Source organism: Microbacterium sp. CGR1 (assembly GCF_001266755.1).
GTDB lineage: Bacteria > Actinomycetota > Actinomycetes > Actinomycetales > Microbacteriaceae > Microbacterium.
On record NZ_CP012299.1, the window covers coordinates 2,468,449 to 2,492,475 of the forward strand.

Consider the following 24,027-nt stretch of genomic DNA (forward strand, 5'->3'; position numbering starts at 1 on the left):
AGACAAAGAGTCAGTTTAGCACGACCCCGAGTCAGACCCGAACGACCTCGAGCAGCAGCGCCGCCCCCGGCGCGAGCAGGGGCAGGGGCACCCCGACCGTCTCGAAGAACGCGCCGGTCGCCTCGATCCCGGCATCCAGCCAGGCGGGGTCCGAGACCTGATGCCGCGTCGCGGTGCCCAGCTCGTCCCGCACCCGCAGCCGGTAGCGCCCGCCGGGCTGCAGTCCGGGGATGCGGGTGCGCGGCGTGAACGCGTCGACCGACGCACCCTGCCGCACCCACGCGAACACACCGCGGGAGCCGTCGACCGCGACGACGCCGTGCAGCAGCGTCTCGTCGTCGACCTCGTCGCTGCGCACGGTGACCCCGGAGTGCAGCAGCGGCCGCAGCTCGCGATAGAGCGCCGTCCAGCGGGTCAGCGCCTCCCGCTCGTCATCCGTGCACCGCGTGATGTCCCACTCGATGCCAGCGTGCCCGAACAGCGCGGTGGCCATGCGGAACGGCAAGGATGCCGCGCGATGCGTCGTCTCGGCGACCGGCGGACCGACGTGAGACCCCACGACCTCCGGGGGCACGAGAGCGCCTGTCCAGCGCTGGATCTGCTGCCGTTCGATCGGATCGTTCGAGTCCGAGCCCCAGACGCGCTGGGTGCGCTGGAGCACCCCGAGGTCGACGCGGGCTCCGCCGCTCGCGCACGACTCGATCTCGAGAGAGGGATGCCGCTCGCGCAGCGCGTCGAGCAGGGCGTAGAAGGCGGCCGTCTGAGCATGCACGGACGCGCGGCCGGTGTGCGGCGACACCGCGGCGTGCAGGTCGCGGTTGTGGTCCCACTTGATGAAGTCGATGCCGATCTCGGAGACCAGGGCGTCGATGCGCTCCAGCAGGTGGGCCGCAGCATCCGGGTTCGCCAGGTCGAGCACCTTCTGATGCCGCCAGGTGGGCGCGTCGGGCGCGGCCTGCAGCACCCAGTCCGGATGCTGCGCGGCGAGGTCGGAGACCGGGTTCACCATCTCAGGCTCGAACCAGAGACCGAACTGCATCCCGAGACCGTGCACCTGATCGGCGAGCGGCCGCAGCCCCTCCGGCCACTTGGCGTCGTCGATGAACCAGTCGCCAAGTCCTGATCGGTCGTCGGGCCGTCCGCGGAACCATCCGTCGTCGAGCACGAACCGCTCGACGCCGACGGATGCCGCAGCCTCGGCCAGCTCGATGATCTTCGCGGGGTCGTGGTCGAAGTACACGGCCTCCCAGGTGTTGAGCACGAGAGGGCGCGGCGTCGTGGGGTGTGCGGAGAACGCGCGGACGGTCTGATGCAGGCGGGCCGACACGGAGTCGAGCCCGCTCTCGCCGTAGGCGAGGAACACCCGAGGCGAGACGTACGTCTCCCCCGCGCCGAGCCGGATCTCGCCGGGCAGCAGCAGTTCTCCCCCGCCGAGCACCGCCCCGTGAACGCCGGCACCCTCGGGAAGACGCTCGACGCCGACTTCGAGGTCCCCGCTCCACGCGACGTGCGCGGTCCACAGTTCCCCTCGGCGGAAGCCGAACCCGTCGGTGCCGATCGCGGTCAGGTACGGGGCGTCGTGGCCACCGCGACCGCGGCGCACCTGACGCAGATGCGCTCCGTGGCGCAGGGCGCCTCGCTGTGGTCGCCGCTCGCCCGTCCAGCGTCCGGTGTGATCGAGCACCTCTGTCGCATGCGCGGGGATCGCCAGCAGGATGCGCGCGGCGAGCAGGTCGAGCGGCTCGGCAGCATCCGCCGTGCTCGTCACCGACACCTGGGCGGTGAGCACGCCGACGGCATCCAGCTCGAGATCGAGGACGACGGATGCGCCGGCCGCGGCATCCGCGAACTCCCCGCGCAGCGATGACTCCGTCGCCTTCCACCCGGTCGAGCGCAGCAGCGGAGCGCTGTGCAGCCCGCCGCGGTGCCACGCGAGCGCCGGGGCGCCGGACCATCCGTCGGCTTCGACGGCCAGCAGCGGGAAGGTGCGCGAGGCGTCGAACGAGCTGAACGTCACAGCCCCGGTCGACGACACCGCGAGTGCGTCGAGGTCGGCGGTGTCGAGCGCCGCGCCCCAGTGCAGCAGTCGCGCACTCGTCGTGTCGATGACGACGCTGACGCCGGCCGAGGTCAGGTGGACGAGTTCGCTCATTGCCGCTCCAGACGAAAAGGGGGAGGCCCGCCCGTGAGCATACGGGCGGGCCTCCGAGAGGTGTTACTCCGTGACGGGGATCGATGCGGCCTTGAGCGCGTCGATGGTCGCCGTCTGGCCCTTCTCGATCGCGTCGAGCAGAGTGCCGTTGCCCGAGACCGCGGCCTTGAAGCCGTCGGACACGTCCGAGTAGGTCTGGGTCATGGTCGGGCCCCACGCGAAGTCGGGGGAAACCTGGGTGGCGGCGTCGGCGAAGACGTCGTAGATCTTCTGTCCGCCGTAGAACTCGACGCCCTCGGCGTAGACCGGCAGCTCGAGACCGGCTGTCGTGGCCGGGTAGAGGTTGGCGGCCTCGGCGAGCGCGGTCAGCGCCTCATCCGACGTGTTGAGCCACAGCGCGAACTTCGTCGCCTCGTAGACGTGCTCGCTGCCCTTGAGGACAGCGGTCGACGACCCGCCCCAGTTGCCGGCCGCGGTGCCGCCGGCCTCCCACTGCGGCAGCGGTGCGACAGCCCAGGAGCCGGCGGTGTCGGGGGCTCCGCTGGAGATCGAGTTGGCGCCCCAGACGGCGGAGTTCCAGGTCCAGACCTGACCGGAGTTGTAGGCGTTGTTCCACTCGTCGGTCCAGGCGGGAACCGTGGCGACGAGGTCGTCGTCGAGCATGCTCTGCCAGAAGTCGGCGACCGTGGTGGTCGCGTCGTCGGCCAGCGACACCGTCCAGCCCTCGTCGTCGCTCGAGAACCACTGAGCGCCGTCCTGCCAGGCGAAGCCGGCGAACTGGTTGATGTCCGACTGCGAGAAGTTGGTGATGTATCCGCCGAGGTCACGGATCTTCACGGCCGCCTCGCGGTACTCGTCCCACGTGGTGGGGATCGCGATGCCGTTCTGCTCGAAGAGGTCGGCGCGGTAGAACAGCGCCATGGGGCCGGTGTCCTGCGGAACGCCGTAGACGCCCTCGGTGCCGAGGGTGACCTGTCCCCAGGCCCAGTCGACGAACTGGTCCTCCGCGGCGACGACGTCCTCACAGGCGCTGAGGTCTTCGAGGCCGTCCTGCACGAGGAAGTTCGGCAGCGCGTCGTACTCGATCTGACCGAGGTCGGGCGCATCGCCGGCCTTGATCTGGTTGAAGAAGTTCTGGTACGTGCCGCCGTTGCCGTTCGGGCCGGTCTGCACGTCGACCTGGATCTCGGGGTTGGCCTCGTTCCAGATCTCGACGACGTCTTCGATGCCGGGGATCCAGGAGGTGAACTCGAGCGTGACGTCGCCGTCCGCCGGGGTGCACGCGGCGGCTTCGCCGCCGGTGCCGGAGCTGTCTCCGCCGGACGCCGAGCAACCGGCGAGCGCGAGTGCCGAGATGGCGATGACAGCGGCTGCCTTCATCTTCGAATGCTGCATTTCGATCCTTTCGTGGATGCGATGGGGGTGGTGCGGTAGGGATGGTGCGGTGGTGCGGGCCGTCCGGTCGGTCCGGGCGGCCGCCTGCTCACTTCAGGGCGCCGGCGCCCAGTCCGTTGCGCCAGAAGCGCTGGAGCAGGAGGAAGGTGACGATCAGCGGGATGACCGACAGCAGAGCGCCGATCAGCACGAGACCACGGAGTTCCGGCAGCTGGTTCAGCTGGTTGTTCCAGTTGTAGAGACCGAAGACGACCGGGAAGAGGTCTTCGGATCGCAGCATGATCATCGGCAGGAAGAAGTTGTTCCAGATGGCGACGAACTGGAAGAGGAACATCGTCACCAGCGCGGGCGTCATCAGTCGGATGCTGACCGTGAAGAACGTGCGGATCTCCCCCGCGCCGTCGAGCCGACTCGCCTCGAGCAGTTCGTCGGGAACGGAGGAGGCCGCGAAGATCCGCGCCAGGTAGACGCCGAACGGACTCACGATCGACGGCAGGAACACCGACCAGAACGTGTTGGTCAGCTGCGCCTGGCTGAAGATGAGGAACAGCGGCAGCGCGAGGGCCGTGGCGGGAACCAGCACTCCGCCGAGCACGATGTCGAACATCAGGTCGCGGCCCGGGAACCGGTACTTCGCGAGGGCGTAGCCGGCCATGGCGGCGAGCAGGGTCGCGATGGCACCGCCGAGCGCGGCGTAGAGCACCGAGTTCAGCAGCCAGCGCAGGTAGACGCCGTCGCGGTAGGCGAACAGCTCGGCGATGTTGTCGAGCAGGTGGAAGTCGGCGAACCACAGCGGGGCGGTGGTCAGGATGTCGCCGGTCTCCTTGCTCGACGCGACGAGCAGCCACCACAGCGGCAGCAGGAAGTAGACCGTGAACACGGCCATGATCAGCATGGCGCCGGTACGGGAGATGCCCGATTCGCGAGCACCCTTTCCGCGCGGGGCCTGTGCGCGCGAGCCCCGACCGGGGGCGACGATCGTCATGGTGCTCATGCGTTCTGCTCCTTGCGCTGCATGTACTTCATGAATCCGAACGACAGCACGAACGTCGTCACGGCCAGCACGACCGAGAAGGCGGCCGCGAGGTTGGTGTTCGGGATGGATGCCGTGGCGTAGACGGTCATGTTCGGGGTGAACGTGCTCGTGACCGCCGAGCTGAACGAACGGAAGACCTGCGGTTCGGCGAGCAGCTGCAGCGTGCCGATGATCGAGAAGATCGCGGTCATCACGATCGCCGGGCGCACCAGCGGGATCTTGATCGACCAGGCGATGCGCCACTGTCCGGCGCCGTCGAGGATGGCCGCCTCGTAGAGCTCCTGCGGGATCGAGAGCAGCGCCGAGTAGATGATCAGCATGTTGTAGCCGACGTAGACCCACGTCACGACGTTCGCGATCGACCACAGCACGAGGTCTGCCCCGAGGAAGTCGATGTTCTTGGTGATCGCGGTGAACGGCGAGAGGTTCGGCGAGAACAGCGAGCCCCACATGATCGCGGCGATGACACCGGGCACCGCATACGGCACGAAGAACGCGAGGCGGAAGAAGCGCTTGCCGCGGACGAGCGGCGAGTCCAGCAGCAGCGCGAACAGCAGGGCCAGGCCGAGCATGACCGGCACCTGCACGACGCCGAAGGTCAGCATCCGCCCCATCGATGCCCAGAAGGCCTCGTTCTGGAAGACGAGCACGTACTGCGTGAAGCCGCCGAACACCTGCTCGGCCTTGCCGAAGGTGCCGTCGCGCTCGACCACGAGCAGGGACTGCCAGAACGCGTAGGCGATGGGGACGACGTAGAACAGCGCGAACAGCACGCCGAAGGGCACGATGAGGAACGCGATGGCGCCCTTGTGCGGGATCCGTCGGCGGCGGCCCGGCGCCTTCGGCGCTGAGGCGACCGCCGGAGCGGCGAGCGTGGTGGTCATACATCCTCCTTGATGATGCGGACCGCACCGGCCGGCACCAGGCCGGTGGCGCGGGCGTCGGTGACGAGGTCGTGACCTGCGGCCGCGACCTCGGCATCCGTGGATCCGTGGTTGATGACGAACAGGAACGAGCCGGCGTCGCCGGTGCGGCGCACGATCTCGACGTCGGGTCCGGCGCCGGGGACGGGCGCGGCACCCGCGGATGCGGCGAGCCGTGCGATCAGTGCGCGGTAGTCCTCGCGAGCGGGCTGGGTGCCGAGGAACCAGGCCTCGCCCGCTCCCGTCGCGCGCCGCGTGATCGCGGGGCGTCCGGCGGCGGGGCCGTCGACGAACGACGCGATGACCTCGGCATCCGTGGCCTTCAGGCGCTCGCTCCACACTGTCGCGGTCGTGCCGTCGGTCAGGGTGACGGTCTCGTCGGGACGCAGGGGCGTGAACTCCTCCGAGCGGATGCCGAGCAGGTCGCGGAACGCGCCGGGATAGCCGCCGGTGCGCACTCTGTCTTCTTCGTCGACGATGCCGCTGAAGAAGGTGATCAGTGCTGTCGCGCCGTTCTCGACCGCGCGGGCGATCGCCGCGGCATCCGCATCGCCGATGAGGTGCAGCGCGGGGACGATCAGCAGGCGGTGGCCGTCGAGGTCTGCGCCGGGGCGCACGACGTCTGTCGTGACGCCGGCATCCGCCAGCGCGGCATGCGCGGCATGCACCTGGCCGAGGTAGGTCAGCGCCTCGCTCGGACGGCCCTCGTTCTCGGCGGCCCACCAGCTCTCCCAGGAGAAGAACAGTGCGGCGTCGGCGACGACGCGCGTCCCGGCGACCTCGCCCAGGCGATCGAGGAGTCCGCCGAGCGCGACGACCTCGCGCCACTGGTCGGAGTCCTCGCCCGCGTGCGGCACGAGTGCCGTGTGGTACTTCTCGGCGCCCTGGGTCGACGCCCGCCACTGGAAGAAGCAGATGCCGTCGGCGCCGCGCGCGATGTGCGCGGCGATGTTGCGCTGCAGCTCACCGGGAGCCTTGGCGAGGTTGTAGGGCTGCCAGTTCACTGCGCCGGTCGAGGTCTCCATGAGCAGCCACGGCGCACCCTGGGCGAGGCCGCGGGTGAGGTCGGCGGCGAACGAGAGCTCGCCCCGCGCGTCGTCGAGGCGACGGTCGAGGTAGTGGTCGTTGGCGATCAGATCCATCTCGCCCGCCCACGACCAGTAGTCGAGGTTGCGGATGTGCGCGGTGACCATGAAGTTGGTCGTCACCGGCACGTCGCTCCGCTCGCGCAGGATCGCGGCTTCGGCGCGGTAGAGCGCGAGCTGCTCGTCGGAACTGAAGCGCTGGAAGTCGAGGATCTGCCCCGGGTTGCGCAGCGAGAGGGCCTGAGCGGGCACCCGCACGTCGTCGAAGTCGCTGTAGCGCTGGCTCCAGAATGTCGTGCCCCACGCGCGGTTCAGCGCGTCGATGTCGGCGTACCGCTCGCGCAGCCAGCCACGGAAGGCCTCGGCGCTCGTGTCGCAGTAGCAGAGCGCGTTGTGGCAGCCCAGCTCGTTCGACACGTGCCAGAGCGCGACGGCCGGGTGGTCGCCGTAGCGTTCGACGACACGGGTGACGACCTCGGCGGCGTACGCGCGGAAGAGGGGCGAGCTCGGGCAGTACCCCTGACGACCGCCCTGCTGGAAGACGGTCCCGTCTTCGCCGACCGGCAGGATCTCGGGATGCTGCGCGGTGAGCCACGGTGCGGGCGAGGCCGTGCCGGTGCCGAGGTTGATGCGGATGTCCGCGGCGTGCAGCAGCGCGATGATCTCGTCGAGCGCCGCGAAGTCCCACACTCCCCTGGCGGGGTTGATCGACGACCAGCCGAAGATGTTGATCGCCACGAGACCCACGCCGGCCTGCTGCATGAGCCGCACGTCGTCGGGCCAGACGCTGCGGTCCCACTGCTCCGGGTTGTAGTCGCATCCGAAGACGAGGCCGCGCCCTGCGGAGAGGGTGGCGATGCGGTCGGACACAGCGGCGGCCATCGGTGACGCTCCTTTGCGGATCATGTGTGCACGTGCACAGTCCGCTGCGTCGAAACAGCGATCGGGATTTCTGTGAACGTGCACACATCGTCGCATGTCGTGGCGAATCCCGTCAAGTCCGGGTCGATAGGCTGTCGATCATGAGCACTTCCGCCCGCCGTCGCAGCACCGTGCACGATGTCGCGCGCGTCGCCGGAGTCTCCAGGGGAACCGTCAGCCGCGTGATCAACGGCGGCTACGTGTCGGACGCCGCGCGCACCGCGATCGAAGAGGCGATCCGCGAGGTCGGCTACGTGCCGAACACCGCCGCCCAGAACCTCGTGCGACAGCGCACCCAGGCCATCGCGTTCATCGTGCACGAGCCGCACGCGCTGTTCCTCGAAGACCCCAACATCGGCGCGATCATGCTCGGCACGAACGAGACTCTCTCCGAGGCGGACTACCAGATGGTCTGCCTCGTGGTCGACTCGGTGCGCGACACCGAACGCGTCGCGCGCTACCTCAACGGCGGGTTCGTCGACGGCGCTGTGATCGTCTCGGCCCGAGCGCAGGATCCGATCACCAAGGCCGTGATGCGACTCGACCTGCCTGTCGCCTACGTCGGCCACCCACCCGACGTCGATGCCGCCTGGGTCGGCGTCGACAACCGCGGCGCCGCGCAGGCCGTCACCTCACGTCTGCTGGCGACCGGTCGCACGAGGGTCGGCATGATCGCCGCCGCCCTCGACCGCGACTCGGGCACCGATCGACTCGCCGGATTCACCGACGCTCTCGGCGACGACTTCGATCCGGACCTCGTCGAAGAGGTGCCGCTGTACTCCTACGCCGACGGAGCCGCCGCCATGAGGCGACTGCTCGACCGAGCACCCGACATCGACGGAGTCTTCGCCGCGTCCGACGCGGTGGCCGCCGGAGCGATGTGGGCGCTGCGCGAAGCGGGACGGCGTGTGCCGGATGACGTCGGCGTGGTCGGCTTCGACAACAGCACGTGGGCGACGCGCACCACCCCGCTGCTCTCGACCGTCGACCAGCCTGCCGAAGGTCTCGGGGCCGCGGCCGCGGCATCCGTCCTCGCGCAGCTGCGCGACGATCAGCGTCCGCGCGAGGGGATCATGCTGCCGACGCCCATGGTGTGGAGACACTCGGCCTGAGCGCCCCTCCCCCAGCGGAACGGCGAGACCGTCGGGTCGCCGGAGATCCAGAAGCGCCAGGGGAATGCCGCGGTCCCGGCGATGCCGGCCACACCGACCCTCGGCCCGGTCGCCACATCGGTCACCGGTTCGTCACGCAGCCACAGCTCGGCGCGGGCGCCCGCGAAGTCCGCTCCGGTGATCGCGTCGATGCCGTCGTGGATCGGATGCCGCAGGCCCGCCGACTGGCCGAATCGCCCGGGCCCGCGCGCGAGGTCGCGCCGCGCGGTCGCCGTCAGAGGGGGCGTCGCACGGCGGCGCACCGCGACGGCATCCGCCCCGTGCACCACCTCGCCCGCACGCAGCAGGATCCCGCCCGCCTGACCCTCGGGGCCCGAGACGACGTTCACGCACGAGTGGATGCCGTGACTCAGATAGACGTACAGGTGCCCCGGCTCGCCCCACATCGTCGCGTTGCGTGCGGTGCGCCCCATGCGCGCGTGCGACCCGGGGTCGGCCGCCGGTCCCGTGCCCTGCCCGTGATAGGCCTCGACCTCGGTGAGTCGGAGTCGCACCTCGGAGCCGGCCACGACGGTGCGCAGCTCGCCGCCGAGCAGCAGCGGAGCGACCTCGACCGGCAGCCCGCTCAGCTCGGCGCGGGTCGCTCGGTGCAGGGCATCCGTCGGCATGGGCTCAGAACTGGGGGGCCGTCTGGCACCACGAGGCGTCGAAGCCGGTGAGCGCCACGATCTCGTCACCCGTGCGCAGGTCGAGCAGGTGCGTCTCGAGGTTCTCGGGCAGCGGCAGCAGCATCTGGTCGTAGGGGTTGTCGGCGAGCTCCGGCGCTATGACGACCGCGGCGTACTGACCGCTGGGCGACGCGCAGGCCTGCAGGATCGAGTCGGTCGAATCGACCTCGACGAGCGGTGTCGCCGCGCCCTCGTCGTTGACCCGGATGACCGCCTGACCGACGGGCAGACCGTTCTCGTCGCGCGACACCACGTGGCGCAGCGTGCCGCCGGGGTACGGCGTGATCGTGATCGCGGTGCCGTAGTCGGGAGTCGATGCTTCGAGCGGCACCTCCGACCCGTCAGCGAGGTTCAGCTCGACCACCGTGCCGTCGAGTCGCTCGACGATCGCCGTGTACGTGCCCCGCGAGATGCCCTGGATGGTCGTCGCGAGTCCGAGGGACTGCACTCCCGCATCGGTCGAGCGGTCGACCAGCGAGAGCGCACCGTCGAAGTCGATGAAGAGCACGGCGGAGCTGTCCGGCACGAACTGCCAGACGAAGATGTTCGCCTCCTTGCCCCCGACCTCTGTCACCACCGGTTCGTCGTCGCCGCTCAGCGATTGGGTGACGAGCACGCTGGCGCGCCCCTCCGTATCGCTGAGCTCCTTGTCGGAGTAGCTGTAGCCGACCAGACCCCCGCGGTCGGAGACCTGGATCGCCCCGACGTATCCGACACCGGGCAGCTCGAGCTCGCGCTGATCCGTCCCGTCGCGGTCCATCACGAGCAGCTTCGAGCCCTCGTCCTCCTCGACCGAGACCACGAGCTGCGACGACGTCGCGCGGAAGTCGTTGATCTTGTCGGCCGCGAACACGGGCTGTGCCTTCTCACCCGACAGGTCGGTGCGGAAGATCTGGTCGTTTCCGTCGGGGTCTCGGCGCAGCAGGAAGATGTGGGATGCCGGAGTCGAGAAGCTCGTCGACAGCGTGGCGCTCGGGCCGCCTCCGGCGCCGACCGCATCGGCGACCTTCACCGTGTACTCGGTGTCATCGTCGAGCGGCACGGTGAAGCGGATGCCGATGCCGCGGCCCGCGGCGTCGAGGGTGAAGGGCACGGCGGGATCGACCGTCACCTGCGATTCGTCGATCGCGGCGAGGGACTGGTTCGCGGTGAGGATGACCCGGCTGCCGGAGGTCTCGATGGCCTCGGTCGGGTCGACCTGCACCTCGGTGATGCGGGGTCCCTGGGTGAGGCTGACGACGCCGAGTCCCGCCCCCACCAGCACGAGGATGCCGAGCACAGCGCCGAGCGCCAGCAGGAACCGGCGGTCGCTCGGGGTGTCGGACTTCTCGGGCTTCGCGGGCTTCTCCGGCTTGGCGGGCTTCTCCGGCCTGGCGGCCTTTGCGGGCTTGGCGGCCTTCGCCGGCTTGGGATTCTTCTCGGCCTTCGGCTTCTTCTCGGCCTTCGGCTGCACCGGCGCCGGGGGCGCGTAGTCGGTCGTGGAGTGAGCCGCGAACGACGTCGTGGACTCCGCATCAGGCGGGACGAAGGTCGAACGCGTCGGCCGTTCGCCGCCGGCCCCGCGAGCCCCGCGAGCCGCAGGTGAGACGACAGGCGTGTCGGTCGCAGGAGACGTTCCGGCTCGCTCTGCCCCGCCACCCTCGTCCGGCGATTCGGCGGTGGGTTCGGCTGCGCCGGCGTCGCTCACCGACGGCGACGGGGAATCCGCGGCAGCAGCGGCCGCTTCCACCTCGCGGGCGGCGCGCAGCTCGGCGCGCGTGCGCGGCACCGCCGGGAGGTCGGGGCGCTCGTCGTCAGTACTCATACGGGTCCTGAGGCTCGTCGATCGCGGTGACGGTGGTGGGCTCGACGTGCAGCGAGCCGTCGGCATCCGCCTTGACCGTGCCCTCGACCTCGACCCACTGGCCGGTGTCGAACTCTCCCGCATCGATCGTCACCGGTAGCGTCGCCGGCTGCGCGTCGATCACGCAGTGCGTGATGACGAGGCGCGTGAGGTTGACGCCGTCGGCATCCGTGGGGGTGACGAAGCCGGTCAGCGTGACCGTCTTGCCGTCGTAGGCGGCGGTGTTGGTCGCCGTCGCGAACACGCTCGCCCAGTCGCCCACCCCGAAGGTCGCGGTGTCGGCGACCCCGAGGGTCACATCGTCGGCCCCGGCGAACAGCGCGGTCTGCTCTCCGACCCGCGACATCGCCAGCTCGACCGACAGCGATGCGGGCGGCAGCACGAGCGCTGCGATGACGACACCCGAAGCGACGACACCTCCGGTGACCGTGCCCACGAGGGTGAGGCTGCGGCGAGGCGACGGCTCGGCATCCGCATCCGTGCCGTGTCCGTGATCGTGTCCGTGGTCGCCTTCTTCGCCGAGCGGCAGGGTGCACGACCAGATCGCTCCGGCAAGAGTCACGACGGCCGCGGCGCAGGCGAACCACACCGACTCGGGGCTGATGTAGAGATTCAGGCGACCGGTCAGGCCGAGTCCGAGCGTGACGACCGAGATCACCGTGGCGAGACCGATGCCGAGCCAGCGGGTGCCCAGGGCACGGGCGCGCGAGCGGGCCTGCGTGGGGTGCGCGTGATCAGACAAGGACGTTCACCCCGATCCCGATCGCGAAGGCGGCGAACAGCACCACGCCGACGATCCCGACGAGGGTGCGGGTGGTGAAGGTCGTGCGCATGAGAGCGAGCATCTTCACGTCGACGAGCGGGCCGACGAGCAGGAACGCCACGAGCGCGCCCGACGAGAAGGTGGAGGCGAACGACAGGGCGAAGAAGGCGTCGACGTTCGAGCAGATCGCGACGGTCATCGCGAGGGCCATCATCGCCAGGATGGACAGCACCGGGTTCGAGCCGATCGCCAGCAGCACCTCGCGCGGGATCAGCACCTGCACCGCTCCGGCGAGCGCCGATCCGATCACGAGCGCGGGCATCACGGCGCGCAGCTCGACGAGGAACTGCGTGAGGCTGCGGCGCACCGGTGTGCCGTGCTCGTGCGTGACGCGATCGCAGGTGTCGATGAACCGCTGGGTGAGCAGCGAGTCGGGCGAGGGGTGGCGGCTGTAGATCCAGCCGATGAGGTTGGCGATCAGGTATCCGCCGATGAGACGGGCCACCAGGATGCCGTCGTCGAAGCCGAATGCCGCGTGCGTGGTCAGGATCACGATCGGGTTCACGATCGGGGCGGCGATCAGGAACGTCAGCGCCTCGGCCGGTGCGAGCCCGCGCATCATGAGACCGCGGGCGAAGGGCACGTTGCCGCACTCGCACACCGGGATGAGCATGCCGAGCAGCGACAGCACCGCACGCCGGGCCCATGCGCGCTTCGGCAGCCAGCGGTGGATGACGTCGGCGGGCAGCCACACCTGGACGACGATCGACAGCAGCACGCCGAGGATCACGAACGGCAGCGCCTCGATGAGCACGCTCAGGGCGAGGGTCAGTCCGTCCTGAGCCCTGCTGGGCAGGCTCGCGGTGAAGAGCGACGGAAGGAACCGGTCGATCAGGAAGAGCGCGAGCACGATCGCGGCGCCGAGGCCGACCCCGATCCACGGCGAGCGCGGCGATCGGGAGGGCCGGTGCGAGTGCACCGTCCGTGGAGCGGCCTGGGTGGTCACGCGTTCGCTGCCTCTTCGGCGTCCCGCTTGTTGGTGCAGGAGGCGCACAGCCCGAAGATGTCGACCACGTGCGCGGCATCCGTGAAGCCGTGGAGGGCCGCGGTGCGGTGCGCCCACTGCTCGACGTCGGTCGCCTCGATCTCGACCGTGAGTCCGCAGTTGCGACAGATCAGGTGGTGGTGGTGGCCCTGCGTCGTGCAGGCGCGGTAGAGCGCCTCGCCTTCGGGGCTCTGCAGCGAGTCGGCGTCGCCGGCTGCGGCGAGTCCGGCCAGGGCTCGATAGACCGTGGCGAGGCCGATGCCGGTGTTGTCGTCGCGGAGCGAGGCATGCAGATTCTGCGCGCTGACGAATCCTCGCGCGTCGGCGAGGGCTTCGCGCACGCGATCGCGCTGCCAGGTGTTCCGCTGAGCCATACCCACGATTCTAGGCGCGCCGCCCTTGCCGGGCCCTGGGAACGTCAGGCCCGCACGCGGCGCACGCCGCCTCGGGCGCGCTGGATGATCCAGCACACGACGTAGATCGTGAACGACAGGGTCGTGATGTACGGACTCACCGGCAGCGTGCCCGCGAGGGCGAGCAGGATGCCGCCGACGGCCGACACGAACCCGAAGAGCGCCGCGAGCAGAGGCACCGCGACCGGCCCGGCCGAGACGCGCATGGCGGCCGCCGCGGGAGTCACGAGTAGCGCCATCACGAGCAGGGCGCCGATGATGTGCACGCTGACTGCGACGATCAGACCGAGCAGCACCATGAAGAGCAGGCTCACCGCGCGGGTCGGCACACCGCGGGCCGCGGCCGACTCGGGGTCGAGCGAGTCGAAGCGCAGCGGGTTCCACATGAGCAGCAGCCCGAGCAGCACGACGATGCTGATGCCGAGCAGCCAGCCGAGGTCGGGGCTCGAGACCGAGACGATCTGTCCGGTCAGCAGACTGAAGCGGTTGGCGCTGCGCCCGTCGTAGAGCGACAGGAAGAGGATGCCGAGGCCGAGGCCGAACGGCATGAGCACCCCGACGATCGAATTGCGATCTCGGGCCTTGGCCCCCAGGACGCCGATCAGGATCGCCGCCACGAGCGCACCGCCGAGGGATCCGACGACCACGCTGCCCCCGAAGAGCAGGGCTGCGGCGGCACCCGCGAACGAGAGCTCGCTGACGCCGTGCACCGCGAACGCGAGGTCGCGCTGCATCACGAAGACGCCGATCAGTCCGCCGACGATGCCGAGCACCGCACCCGCGATGATCGAGTTCGCGAGCAGGGCGACGAGCTCGCCGTAGTCCTGGAACGAGAACACGTCACTCCAGTCGACCGCAGGCACGATGCCGGTGATGACGTTCATGCGGCACCTCCGTGGTCGTGGTCGTGCAGGTGGTGGGGCTCGGCATCCGGCACCCCGACGACGACGAGTCGGTCGCCGGCGCGCAGCACGAACACCGGGGTGCCGTAGAGCTCGGTGAGCACGCGGGTCTGCAGCACCTCTTCGGGGGTGCCGAGCACGAAGCGACCGCCGGCGATGTAGAGGATGCGATCGACGCGGCCGAGGATCGGGTTGATGTCGTGGGTGACGAACAGCACAGCGGCGCGGCGATCGCGACGCTGGCGGTCGATGATGTCGGTGATCGCGACCTGGTTCGCGAGATCGAGGTTCGACAGCGGCTCGTCGCACAGCAGCAGGGCGGGTTCGTCGGCGAGCGCCTGACCGACGCGCAGTCGCTGCTGCTCACCGCCCGACAGGAGGCCGACCCGGCGGTCGGCGTAGTGCGCGGCTCCGACCGAGGCGAGCAGCTGATCGACCTTGGCCTTGTCGCCGCGGTGCGGGATCGGGAAGCCGAAGCGGCTGCCCTGCACACCGAGCGCCACGAGATCGCGGGCCCGCATGCTCGTGTCGGGAGCCAGCGAGCGCTGCTGCGGGATGTATCCGATGCGCGGGTTGCCCTTGCGCACCGGCCCGCCGGCGACCGAGATCTCGCCGGCCGACAGCGGCTGCAGGCCCAGGATGCTGCGCAGCAGCGTGGTCTTGCCCGAACCAGACGGTCCGAGCACGGCGATGAACTCCCCGAGCTCGACGGTCAGGTCGAGGCCCGACCACAGTTCCCGGTCACCGCGCTGGAGGGCGGCTCCCCGCACCTCGAGCACGGGGTTCGACTTCTCGGCTCCTGCCCGCGCGTCGGCGGCGGCGCTCACGACTGGAGCGCGTCGGCGAGGCTCTGGATCGCGTCACTCATCCACTCAGAGTACGACGATCCTTCGGGCAGCAGCTCCGTGAACGCGACGAGAGGGATGCCGGCGGCGGTCGCGGCATCCTCGACGCGCTGCGTCTCGGCCCCGCCGGTCTGCGCATTGGTGAGCACGGCTGCCACGTCGCCGCTGTCGACGACGTTCAGGGTCTCGAGCAGGGTCGCGGGGGCGACATCGCTGCCCTCCTCGACCGACTCCGCGAATCCCTCGGGGGTCACATCGGTGAGTCCGGCGGCGGTGGCGATGTAGCCGGGCAGCGGCTCGGTGATGATCACATCGGCGCCGGCGGCATCCGTCTTGAGGGTCTCGAGGTCGGCTTCGAACCCCTCGAGGTCGGCGACGATGTCCTCGGCGTTGGCGGTGAACTCCGCGTCGCCGTCGGGGTCGATCGCGGCAAGCTCATCGGCGATCGCCTCGACCACGTGGATCATCGTGTGCGGGTCGAACCAGACGTGCTCGTTGAAGCCTTCGATGTGATTGTGGCCCTCATGCCCCTCTTCACCCTCGGCGTGGTCGTGATCGTGCTCTTCCTCGGTCGCGCCCTCCTCATCGGAGTGACCCTCGTTGCCCGGGAAATCGTGCGAGAACTCGACGGCGGTGACGATGTGCGGGTCCTGGGCATCCTGCAGCAGGGTGTCGATGAAGCCGTCGTAGCCGCCGCCGTTCTCGATCACGAGGTCGGCCTTCTGCACCGTCAGGCGGTCACGGGCCGAGGCCTCGTACGAGTGCGGGTCCTGCGTGGCCGAGGTGATGATCGAGGTCACGTCGACGCGGTCACCGCCGATCTGCTCGGCGAGCGAACCGTAGACATTGGTGCTCGCGACGACCGTCACCGCTCCGCCGTCGCCGCCCTCTCCCGCAGCGGGGGTGGTCGAGCATCCGGCCAGCGAGAGTGCGGCGACGGATGCGAGGGCGAGGGCGACGAACGGCTTCTTCATGTCCCCCACTCTAAACGCTAATGAGAACCATTATCAAATCGGTGGGGTGCGGTGGCAGACTTCGCGATCGATTGCAGGGCCGACGCACGGATGCAGGACGAGAAACCGTGTTCTCGCCCTGCATCCGTGCTTTCGTCCTGCGATCGGATCCGGTCAGCCGAGGAGACCCGGCGCGATCCACACGGTCGAGTCCGCCGGGACCGCCGCGTCGACCACCGTGCCGAGGACGACATCGGCGGCATCCGCTCCGAGGTCGAACGGCTCGGTGCCGAAGTTCGTCACGATCTGCCAGCCGTTCGGGCGGGCAAAGCGCAGCACGTCGGGCCGGCCGGTCTCGATCCATTCCAGGCTCTCCTCGGTCTGCAGCTCGTGCCGCAGCCGCAGCGCCTCCCGGTAGAGCGAGAGCGTCGACGACGGATCGGCGGCCTCGACATCGACCGCGGACTCGGCGAACCACGCGGGCTGCGGCAGGTGCGCCTCGGCGGATCCGAAGCCGAACGACGGTCCGGATGCGGTCCAGGGCAGCGGCACGCGGCATCCGTCCCGTCCCAGTCCGTCGAAGACGGCACCACGGAAGAACGCCGGGTCCTGACGCTGCTCGGGCGCGACGTCGGCGACCTCGTGGAGGCCGAGCTCCTCGCCCTGATACAGGTAGGTGCTGCCGGGGAGCCCGAGCAGCAGCAGCGTCGCGGCGTGCGCTCGGCGAAGACCCGCCTCGCGATCGAGCTGATCCTCCGGCCCGCCGGCCGCGACCCACTCGACCCCTTGCTTCACTCCGGTGCGCCCCTCGAGCGGCGCGAGACCGTAGCGCGTCGCGTGGCGGGTGACGTCATGGTTCGACAGCACCCACGTCGTCGACGACCCGGTGGCCTCGGACTGCGCGAGGTTGTCGGTGATGATCGTGCGGAACTGCGTCGCGTCGAAGTCGGCGACCAGCAGGTCGAAGTTGAATGCCTGCCCGAGCCCCTCGGCCGAGGCATACCGTGCGCGGCGCTCGGGAGTGCTGACCCAGGCTTCGGCCACGGCGGTGCGGGGCGGGTCGTACTCGTTGAAGACCCGGCGCCACTCGGCGTAGATCTCGTGCACGTCGTCGCGGTCGTGCAGCGGATGGTTGCCGTCGTGCGGGAGCAGCTCGAGATCGGCGGTGCTGGGCAGCGGCTCGGTCAGATCCTTCGTCAGCATGTGGGCGACATCGATGCGGAAGCCGTCGACCCCGCGGTCCGACCAGAAGCGCAGCGTCGTCAGGAAGTCCTCGCGCACCTCCGGGTGGTCCCAGTTGAAGTCGGGCTGTTCGGGGGCGAAGCTGTGCAGGTACCACTGGCCGTCATCGACCCGCTCCCACGCCGATCCGCCGAACGCGGCGGTCCAGTCGGTCGGCGGCTCCGCGCCGTCGGGACCGGATCCCTCGCGGAAGATGTACCGCTCGCGGGCCGCCGAGCCGCGGCCTGCGGCGAGCGCCTCCTGGAACCACTCGTGCAGGTCGGACGAATGGTTCGGCACGATGTCGACCACGACGCGGATGCCGCGCTCGTGCAGCGCCGCGACCATGTCGTCGAAGTCGTCGAGCGTGCCCAGGCGCGGATCGACGTCGCGGTAGTCGGCCACGTCGTAGCCCCCGTCTGCCAGGGCCGACGGATAGAACGGGCTGAGCCACACGGCGTCGATGCCGAGGTCGCGCAGGTAGTCGGCCCGCGAGACGATGCCAGGGATGTCACCGAGGCCGTCGCCGTTCGCATCGGCGAAGCTGCGGGGGTAGATCTGGTAGACGGCGGCCTGGCGCCACCATGCGGCCGTCGTGTCGTCGCGGGTCTCGGTGAGAAGCGCATCGGTCATGAGGGGTGTTGCTCCTTCGTGTTGCGGTCTGGGGTGTGCGACGTGTCAGCCCTTGACGGCGCCCTGTGTGACGCCCTCCATGACGAAGCGCTGCGTGAACAGGTAGGCCAGGATCGCCGGGGCCATCGCCATGAGGTACGAGGCGAACGACACGTTGTAGTTGTTGCTGAACTGGGTCTGGAAGAGGTTCTGCCGCACCGGCAGCGTCTGCAGCGCGGGATCGGAGATGATCAGCGACGGCATCATGAAGTCGTTCCAGGCGTAGAGGAAGGCGAAGATGCCGACCGTCGCGCTCATCGGCGCCAGCAGCGGGAAGATCAGCTGCCAGAACGTCTGCCAGGTGGTGGCGCCGTCGATGCGGGCGCTCTCTTCGAGCTCGATCGGGATCGACCGCAGGAACGCGGTGAACAGCAGGACGCTGAAGCTCAGCTGGAACATCGTCGCGAGGATGATCACGCCGAACGGGTTGTCGAGTCCCACCCAGCCGGTCAGCTGGATCTGCGGCAGCGCCACCACGGGGAACGGGATGAACATCGCGGCGAGCAGATAGAAGAACGACCAGCGGAACAGGCGGTGGTCCCAGTTGCGGACGATCGCGTACGACGCGAAGGCCGCGAGCACGATCGTCGCGATCACGGTGCCGGCCGTGACCAGCAGCGAGATCCCCGCGCCGACCGGGAACTTCGTGAGATTCCAGGCCTCGACGAACCCGTCGATGCTGAAGGGCGCCGGCAGCGAGAACGCGTTGCCGTCGACCGCCTGACCCGTGGTCTTGAACGCCATCGAGATCGTGACGTACAGCGGCAGCAGCACGGTGACGGCACACAGGATCAGGATGATCGTGCCCGACCAGTTGACGCGCTCCATGCGGACGCGCGGCTTCTTGCCCGAGGTGGGGATGGTGGTGAGTGTCTGCGTCGACATCAGAGTGCGTTCCTTCCGCGGGTCAGCGAGAGCTGCAGCAGGGAGATGAGCACGGCGACGATGAAGAAGATCGTCGCGTTGGCCATCTGGTAGGCGTAGTCGCCGCCGTTGAAGCCCGCGATGATCGTCATCGCGACGCTGCGGGTGGCGGTGCCGGGACCGCCGTTGGTGAGGCCGACGATGATGTCGTAGGCGTTGAGGAAGCCCTTGAAGCCCAGGATGACGTTGATCACCACGTACCCCGCGACGAGCGGAAGCGTGATGCGGAAGAGCTGCTGCCTCTTGTTCGCTCCGTCGATGCTGGCTGCCTCGTAGACCTCGCCCGGCACCGAGAGCAGGCCGGCGATGTAGATGAGCAGTGTGCCCGGAACCGCCTGCCACGCGGTGACGATGACGATAGCCACCCACGCGAGATCGGGATTCGCGAGCAGACTGGTCGAGAGCCACGGGATGCCGGTGGCGGCGCCCGCAGCAGGGATCGAGTTCGAGAACAGGAAGTTGAAGACGTAGGCGATGATGATGCCCGAGATCACCATGGGGATCACGAAGATCGTGCGCAGCCCCGTCTTGAACCGGATGCGGGAGGTCAGCCCGACCGCCAGCAGGAACGCGATCACGTTGACGACGATCACCGTGGCGATCGAGAAACCGAATGTGAACAGGTAGCTCTGCAGGATGGCCGGGTCGCTGAACATCGCGATGTAGTTGGTCAGCCCGTTGAAGCTCCACTCGCCGATGCCGATCGAGTCGGTGAAGCTGAAGAAGATGCCCATGATGCCGGGCACGGTGATCGCGAGCGTGAAGATGACCAGCGTCGGCAGCAGGAACAGGTAGTAGATCGGCTCGACCTTGCGGGTGCGGCGACCGAGCTTGCGGGTGCCTCCCGTGATGATCGCCGTGGTGTCGGTCGTGGGGGTGTTGGGCTTCGTGATCGTGCCCGCCGTCGGCCTCGACGACGAGGGGTTGGGGGCTGCCGGGTTGGGCAGAGCGGTGTTCGTCATGGCGTGGACTCCTCTGTCTCGCCGGATGCTGAGTCCTCACCGGAGGCGTTGTCCTGGGTCGACGGGATGGGAGCGCGGAACGCGATCCTCGCCCAGTCGGCATCCATGGTGCGCAACGTGGAGGTCGGGGACGCGCCCAGCACCATCGCCTGCGCGTAGTTGAAGACCGGCAGGGTTCGGGGCACGAGCACCGAGGGTCCCTGATAGATCTGGCCGTTGTCGTAGTACTCGATCATTCCCTCGATCCGAGGGTCGTCCGGGGCCGGTGCGTCCTTCGTCGGGGTGAACCCGAGCTGCGACGCGTTGTAGGCCTCGATGTTCTCGGGCTGGAACAGGTACTCGAGGAAGTCACCTGCTGCCTCCTGGTGCTGCGACCCCTCGGGGATCATCGCGGCGAGGTCCATGTTGACGCGCACGCCGAGGTCGGCGGGATCGTCGGTCATCGGCAGTGGGAAGGTGCCGAGGTCGAGGTCGGGAGCCGTCTTCTCGATCTCGCTAAACGCCCACGGCCCCTGCAGGTACATCGCCGCCTCGCCCTTGCCGAATGCGAGATTGCCGTCGCCGTAGCCGCGGCTCGCGGCATCCGCGTTGGTGTACTCGGTCGCGAGGGTCATCATGCGGTCCATGGGCTCGGCGAAGTCCTTCTCGAACGACACCTCGGAGTCGGGACCGACCTCGGTGCCCTCCTCCGCGAGGGTGTCGAAGAAGTCGATCACGTCGACCGAGCCGCCGGCGGTGTAGTCGTACCAGCCCTGCGCGACGGTCCAGTCGTCCTTGAAAGTGGCGTAGAAGGGGTCGATCCCCGCCTGCTTCAGCTGATCGCACACGGCGAGCAGCTCGTCCCACGTCTGCGGGACCTCGAGGCCCTGCTCGTCGAAGATCTGCTTGTTGTAGATGACCGACGCGCCCATCACCGAGTACGGCAGCGCACTCGTGCGCCCCTCGCACGAGCCGTACTGCTCCATGAGCGGCTGCAGGTCGTCGCGGATGGTCGAGGCGGCCTCGGTGTCGGAGAGATCCGTAAGCGCGCAGCGCTGCACGAACCGGGCGATCTCGTAGTTGTAGTTGGCCAGCATGATGTCCGGCGGGTTGCCGCGCACGAAGCTCGCCGACACGACGTCGACACCCGAGGTATCGATCTCGACGCGCACCTTGTCCTGCGAGGAGTTGTACTCGGCGACGAGCTCTGTCATGAACTCGATCGCCTCGCGTTTGCTGAACGTGAAGCGGATGGTCTCGGTTCCGCCGGCCGTCGAGCAGCCGGTCAGAGCCGCTCCGACCAGGGCGAGCGCGGCCGCACCGGCCACCAGCCGCGCCGGGCGTGGGGGTTTCACAGACACCGTCGTCCTTTCGTCCTGTAGATCCGCAGACTAAATCTAGTGAGCGAATTTACTTCGATGAACGGTACTCTCTCATCTGGACGAGAGTGAGGTCAAGGCCCGTGACAGAAGTCTCCGCAGGTCTCGGCACCGGACGAGCCAGCGTCGGCGCCATCCTCGACTTCGCCTGGGCGGCCGGGGAGTTCACCGCGACCGAGGCGATGGCGAGCACCTCGCTGACCCGTTCGACAGCGATCGACGGGATCGACACCCTCGTCGATGCCGGGGTGCTGCGCGAGCTGCCCAACGCCCGCGCCGCCGGAAGCTACCGCGCAGGACGCCCGGCGCGACGTTTCGTGCTGGCATCCGACCTGGGCGTCGTCATCGGGGTGGATGCCGGAGACACCCACCTCGCGGTGACCGTCGCCGACCCCACCGACCACACTCTCGTGCACCACCGCACCGACCTCGACCCGACGCAGACCGCGGCGGCACGCCGCGCCACGATCCTCGACCAGATGCAGCACGCGCTCGCCGAGGCCGAGGTCTCGCGCGAGGCGGTGCTCGCGATCTGCGTCGGCGTCGCCGCGCCCGTCAACCGGGCGGGCATCTCTCCGCCGCATCCCGAGGGCTTCTGGGAGCGCACGAACCCCGGTCTCGCCGAGGCGCTCGCCGACTGGGCCCCCGTCGTGGAGATCAAGAACGACGCGCAGCTCGCCGCGATCGCCGAGGGCTCGGCCGGCGCAGCCATCGGATGCCGTGACTACGTCGCCCTGCTCGCGAGCGAACGCTTCGGCGGCGGCGTCGTGGTCGACGGCCACGTGCTGCACGGCGCTCACGGCGGAGTCGGCGAGGGTGTCGTGTTCGACCACATCATCGGCGTCGGCTCGGCCTTCGGTCTGCGCTACGCCCTGCAGGATCAGGTGCGGGCGGCGGTCGAGAGCGGCGAGATCTCCTTCGAATCCCCGATCGGGCGGCTCGCACGCGAGGACCGTATCGACCCCCGCGCCGTGCTGACGGCGGCGGCAGCTGGCGATGCCGATGCGCTCCTGGCCACCTCCCGCGTCGGCGCGACGCTCGCCCGTGTGGTCGGCGTGCTCGGCAGCATGTACGACCCCTCCCGCGTGATCGTGTGCGGGGCGGTGGCCGAGAGCATCGCCCCCGTTCTCACGGCTGCGCGCGAGGTGCTGCCGGCCCAGCTGCACCTGCCGGCACCCGAGATCCTCGCCTCGACGCTGGGCGCCGAGGTCGTCTCGATCGGCGCCGTCGCGACCGCGCGCAGAGCGGCGCGCGAGGTGGCCGTGCCGCTGCTCGCGGAGCGGCGGCTCAGCGCGGTGAGCTGACGTCGTGCGAGAACCAGAGCCGCAGCGCTCCCCGTCATCGATCGAACTTCTCCTCGACGCAGAGGCCGAGGCCGTGGTCCGGGCCGAATGGAATGCTCTCGCGGCGCGCGGCCTGTCGAGCCTCGCGGGGCACACGTCGGCGAGCAACCGCCCTCACATCACGCTGGTCGCACGCGTCGACCTGTCACCGCCCGGACCAGATGTCTTCGCCGGCATCCCGTCGTTCCCGATCACGCTGGGCGCTCCCCTGCTCTTCGGCTCCGGAGATCGCCGTGTGCTGGCGCGGAGCATCGTTCCCCGTGCGGAGTTGATCCACCTCCGCGAGACGATCCTCTCCGCCGTCGGGCCGGGTGACGATGCCCCGCATACCGCGCCGGGCGAGTGGATGCCGCACGTCGCCCTCGCCCGACGGTTGCGGGTCACCGATCTGGCGGACGCGCTGGATCTCATCGGCGGCGACATCCACGCTCACGCGCGCAGTGTGCGGCACTGGGACCCCGGCACCGCGCAGATCACTGCGCTCGCGGAGCTGCGTCAGGCGTAGTCGCTGTCGTCCACCGGGGAAGGCGCCGACCCCAGGCTCTCGATGGCGCCCCACAGCGCCTCCGGGACCTCCGCCTGCTCCAGCTCGTCGAGCTGCTCACGACGATGCGGTCTCGACACCCCGACGACTGTGGAGTCGACCAGCGGGGACCGCAGCGAGTAGTGCAGCGCTGCGGCAGCCATCGACGTTCCATGGTCGGCGCAGACGCGCTGCAGACGCTCGGTCCACCTCAGCAGCTCCTCGCCGGCCGGTCGATAGGCGTACTGCGCACCGGAATGCGGCCCCTTGACGAGCAGTCCCGAACCGAAGGGCGCAGCATTGAACACGGCCATGCCGCGTGCCTTGGCGTCGGCGAACACACTCTCAGCCGAGTGATCCACGAGCGTGAATCGGTTGTGGATCAGCACGGCGTCGAACACCCCCGTCTCGACGTACTTCGCCATCAGCGGGACCGGAGCCGCCGCCACACCGATCGCGTCCACCACGCCGGCGCTCCGCAGTTCGATGAGCCCCTGCACCGCGCCGCCGATCGAGATCGTGTCCTCGAACGACACCGAGTACGGGTCGTGCAGGTGCAACAGCGGAAGCCGGTCGACCCCGAGCCGCGCGGTCGTCTCCTCGAACGAGCGGAGGACGCGGTCTCGGTCGAACACGCCCGTCTCAGGGTCCTGATCCACCTTCGAGATGACTCGCGAACCGTCCATCCCCAGCTCGCGCAGCGCGATGCCGATGACGGCTTCGGATCGACCGGCCGAGTAGTTGTTCGACGTGTCCACGAACCCGTGCCTGCTCGTGAGCAGGTCGATGGCGACATCGACGGCCGCTCTCTCCTCGGCGGATCCCGGCTCCGAATGCCGGCCGAGGCCGGAGGTTCCGAGGGCGATGGCAGTCGGTTCGATCCTCATCCGCGGGGAGTCCGTTCTGTC

General features: G+C 69.3%; 21 protein-coding genes. 3 read left to right on the plus strand and 18 right to left on the minus strand.

Going from position 1 to position 24,027, the window contains the following annotated elements; translation table 11 throughout:
* Positions 1-31: 31 nt before the first annotated feature.
* The 5 genes from AKG07_RS11915 to AKG07_RS11935 form a co-directional block, all read right to left on the minus strand.
* Positions 32-2,152: an alpha-galactosidase gene (locus tag AKG07_RS11915; protein ID WP_053098124.1), complete on the minus strand. Its 2,121-nt coding sequence runs from the start codon at positions 2,150-2,152 to the stop codon at positions 32-34.
* Between the two features lie 63 nt (positions 2,153-2,215).
* Positions 2,216-3,547, minus strand: a complete 1,332-nt coding sequence (locus tag AKG07_RS11920; protein WP_053098125.1) for an ABC transporter substrate-binding protein — start codon at positions 3,545-3,547, stop codon at positions 2,216-2,218.
* An 88-nt stretch (positions 3,548-3,635) separates the two neighbouring features.
* Positions 3,636-4,541 (minus strand): carbohydrate ABC transporter permease, encoded by a 906-nt coding sequence (locus AKG07_RS11925; RefSeq protein ID WP_372984668.1) that lies wholly within the window; start codon positions 4,539-4,541, stop codon positions 3,636-3,638.
* Positions 4,538-5,467, minus strand: a complete 930-nt coding sequence (locus AKG07_RS11930) for a carbohydrate ABC transporter permease (protein ID WP_053098126.1) — start codon at positions 5,465-5,467, stop codon at positions 4,538-4,540. The genes AKG07_RS11925 and AKG07_RS11930 overlap by 4 nt, the downstream gene beginning before the upstream one ends.
* Positions 5,464-7,473 carry a beta-galactosidase gene (locus tag AKG07_RS11935; protein ID WP_053098127.1) on the minus strand — a complete coding sequence of 670 codons (2,010 nt, stop codon included), beginning with the start codon at positions 7,471-7,473 and terminating at the stop codon, positions 5,464-5,466. Before AKG07_RS11935 ends, AKG07_RS11930 begins: the two co-directional genes overlap by 4 nt.
* 140 nt (positions 7,474-7,613) lie before the next feature.
* Here AKG07_RS11935 and AKG07_RS11940 point away from each other — a divergent pair, with 140 nt between their 5' ends.
* On the plus strand, positions 7,614-8,624 hold the full coding sequence (locus AKG07_RS11940) for a LacI family DNA-binding transcriptional regulator (protein WP_053098128.1): 1,011 nt from the start codon (positions 7,614-7,616) through the stop codon (positions 8,622-8,624).
* Here the strand turns inward: AKG07_RS11940 and AKG07_RS11945 are convergent.
* From AKG07_RS11945 to AKG07_RS12000, 12 genes are all read right to left on the minus strand, one after another.
* Positions 8,564-9,292, minus strand: coding sequence for a DNA-3-methyladenine glycosylase (locus AKG07_RS11945; protein ID WP_053098129.1), 729 nt, complete (start codon positions 9,290-9,292; stop codon positions 8,564-8,566). The genes AKG07_RS11940 and AKG07_RS11945 overlap by 61 nt on opposite strands.
* A 4-nt stretch (positions 9,293-9,296) precedes the next feature.
* Positions 9,297-11,156: an Ig-like domain-containing protein gene (locus AKG07_RS11950; protein WP_053098130.1), complete on the minus strand. Its 1,860-nt coding sequence runs from the start codon at positions 11,154-11,156 to the stop codon at positions 9,297-9,299.
* On the minus strand, positions 11,146-11,937 hold the full coding sequence (locus tag AKG07_RS11955; RefSeq protein WP_233277261.1) for a TIGR03943 family putative permease subunit: 792 nt from the start codon (positions 11,935-11,937) through the stop codon (positions 11,146-11,148). The genes AKG07_RS11950 and AKG07_RS11955 overlap by 11 nt, the downstream gene beginning before the upstream one ends.
* Positions 11,930-12,964 (minus strand): permease, encoded by a 1,035-nt coding sequence (locus tag AKG07_RS11960; protein WP_150115130.1) that lies wholly within the window; start codon positions 12,962-12,964, stop codon positions 11,930-11,932. Before AKG07_RS11960 ends, AKG07_RS11955 begins: the two co-directional genes overlap by 8 nt.
* Positions 12,961-13,377 (minus strand): Fur family transcriptional regulator, encoded by a 417-nt coding sequence (locus AKG07_RS11965; protein WP_042540517.1) that lies wholly within the window; start codon positions 13,375-13,377, stop codon positions 12,961-12,963. The genes AKG07_RS11960 and AKG07_RS11965 overlap by 4 nt, the downstream gene beginning before the upstream one ends.
* 44 nt (positions 13,378-13,421) lie before the next feature.
* Positions 13,422-14,300, minus strand: a complete 879-nt coding sequence (locus AKG07_RS11970) for a metal ABC transporter permease (RefSeq protein ID WP_171821957.1) — start codon at positions 14,298-14,300, stop codon at positions 13,422-13,424.
* Positions 14,297-15,145 carry a metal ABC transporter ATP-binding protein gene (locus tag AKG07_RS11975; protein ID WP_053098131.1) on the minus strand — a complete coding sequence of 283 codons (849 nt, stop codon included), beginning with the start codon at positions 15,143-15,145 and terminating at the stop codon, positions 14,297-14,299. Before AKG07_RS11975 ends, AKG07_RS11970 begins: the two co-directional genes overlap by 4 nt.
* Positions 15,142-16,137 carry a metal ABC transporter solute-binding protein, Zn/Mn family gene (locus AKG07_RS11980; RefSeq protein ID WP_053098132.1) on the minus strand — a complete coding sequence of 332 codons (996 nt, stop codon included), beginning with the start codon at positions 16,135-16,137 and terminating at the stop codon, positions 15,142-15,144. The genes AKG07_RS11975 and AKG07_RS11980 overlap by 4 nt, the downstream gene beginning before the upstream one ends.
* 153 nt (positions 16,138-16,290) lie before the next feature.
* Complete coding sequence (locus AKG07_RS11985) at positions 16,291-17,970, minus strand: glycoside hydrolase family 13 protein (RefSeq protein WP_053098133.1); 1,680 nt, start codon at positions 17,968-17,970, stop codon at positions 16,291-16,293.
* 45 nt (positions 17,971-18,015) lie between these two features.
* Positions 18,016-18,894: a carbohydrate ABC transporter permease gene (locus AKG07_RS11990; protein ID WP_053098134.1), complete on the minus strand. Its 879-nt coding sequence runs from the start codon at positions 18,892-18,894 to the stop codon at positions 18,016-18,018.
* Positions 18,894-19,895, minus strand: coding sequence for a carbohydrate ABC transporter permease (locus AKG07_RS11995; protein WP_230100920.1), 1,002 nt, complete (start codon positions 19,893-19,895; stop codon positions 18,894-18,896). Before AKG07_RS11995 ends, AKG07_RS11990 begins: the two co-directional genes overlap by 1 nt.
* On the minus strand, positions 19,892-21,235 hold the full coding sequence (locus AKG07_RS12000) for an ABC transporter substrate-binding protein (protein WP_053098135.1): 1,344 nt from the start codon (positions 21,233-21,235) through the stop codon (positions 19,892-19,894). Before AKG07_RS12000 ends, AKG07_RS11995 begins: the two co-directional genes overlap by 4 nt.
* 101 nt (positions 21,236-21,336) lie before the next feature.
* On the opposite strand from AKG07_RS12000, the gene AKG07_RS12005 reads away from it, so the two are divergent.
* A complete protein-coding gene (locus AKG07_RS12005; RefSeq protein ID WP_053098136.1) occupies positions 21,337-22,557 on the plus strand; it encodes an ROK family protein in 1,221 nt (406 codons plus the stop codon).
* Positions 22,558-22,561: 4 nt separating this feature from the next.
* Complete coding sequence (locus AKG07_RS12010; RefSeq protein ID WP_053098137.1) at positions 22,562-23,101, plus strand: 2'-5' RNA ligase family protein; 540 nt, start codon at positions 22,562-22,564, stop codon at positions 23,099-23,101.
* Here AKG07_RS12010 and AKG07_RS12015 read toward each other — a convergent pair.
* The gene (locus AKG07_RS12015) at positions 23,092-24,006 is read right to left on the minus strand and encodes an aldo/keto reductase (RefSeq protein WP_053098138.1); all 915 of its coding nucleotides are present in this window, start codon (positions 24,004-24,006) and stop codon (positions 23,092-23,094) included. The genes AKG07_RS12010 and AKG07_RS12015 overlap by 10 nt on opposite strands.
* Positions 24,007-24,027 lie beyond the last annotated feature (21 nt).

What these genes read in the sequence shown, in the direction of transcription:
- AKG07_RS11915 (WP_053098124.1), bottom strand. Translation starts at nt 2,152, where the DNA reads ATGAGCGAACTCGTCCACCTGACCTCGGCCGGCGTCAGCGTCGTCATC.
- AKG07_RS11920 (WP_053098125.1), bottom strand. Translation starts at nt 3,547, where the DNA reads ATGCAGCATTCGAAGATGAAGGCAGCCGCTGTCATCGCCATCTCGGCA.
- AKG07_RS11925 (WP_372984668.1), bottom strand. Translation starts at nt 4,541, where the DNA reads ATGAGCACCATGACGATCGTCGCCCCCGGTCGGGGCTCGCGCGCACAG.
- AKG07_RS11930 (WP_053098126.1), bottom strand. Translation starts at nt 5,467, where the DNA reads ATGACCACCACGCTCGCCGCTCCGGCGGTCGCCTCAGCGCCGAAGGCG.
- AKG07_RS11935 (WP_053098127.1), bottom strand. Translation starts at nt 7,473, where the DNA reads ATGGCCGCCGCTGTGTCCGACCGCATCGCCACCCTCTCCGCAGGGCGC.
- AKG07_RS11940 (WP_053098128.1), top strand. Translation starts at nt 7,614, where the DNA reads ATGAGCACTTCCGCCCGCCGTCGCAGCACCGTGCACGATGTCGCGCGC.
- AKG07_RS11945 (WP_053098129.1), bottom strand. Translation starts at nt 9,292, where the DNA reads ATGCCGACGGATGCCCTGCACCGAGCGACCCGCGCCGAGCTGAGCGGG.
- AKG07_RS11950 (WP_053098130.1), bottom strand. Translation starts at nt 11,156, where the DNA reads ATGAGTACTGACGACGAGCGCCCCGACCTCCCGGCGGTGCCGCGCACG.
- AKG07_RS11965 (WP_042540517.1), bottom strand. Translation starts at nt 13,377, where the DNA reads ATGGCTCAGCGGAACACCTGGCAGCGCGATCGCGTGCGCGAAGCCCTC.
- AKG07_RS11970 (WP_171821957.1), bottom strand. Translation starts at nt 14,300, where the DNA reads ATGAACGTCATCACCGGCATCGTGCCTGCGGTCGACTGGAGTGACGTG.
- AKG07_RS11980 (WP_053098132.1), bottom strand. Translation starts at nt 16,137, where the DNA reads ATGAAGAAGCCGTTCGTCGCCCTCGCCCTCGCATCCGTCGCCGCACTC.
- AKG07_RS11985 (WP_053098133.1), bottom strand. Translation starts at nt 17,970, where the DNA reads ATGACCGATGCGCTTCTCACCGAGACCCGCGACGACACGACGGCCGCA.
- AKG07_RS11990 (WP_053098134.1), bottom strand. Translation starts at nt 18,894, where the DNA reads ATGTCGACGCAGACACTCACCACCATCCCCACCTCGGGCAAGAAGCCG.
- AKG07_RS11995 (WP_230100920.1), bottom strand. Translation starts at nt 19,895, where the DNA reads ATGACGAACACCGCTCTGCCCAACCCGGCAGCCCCCAACCCCTCGTCG.
- AKG07_RS12015 (WP_053098138.1), bottom strand. Translation starts at nt 24,006, where the DNA reads ATGAGGATCGAACCGACTGCCATCGCCCTCGGAACCTCCGGCCTCGGC.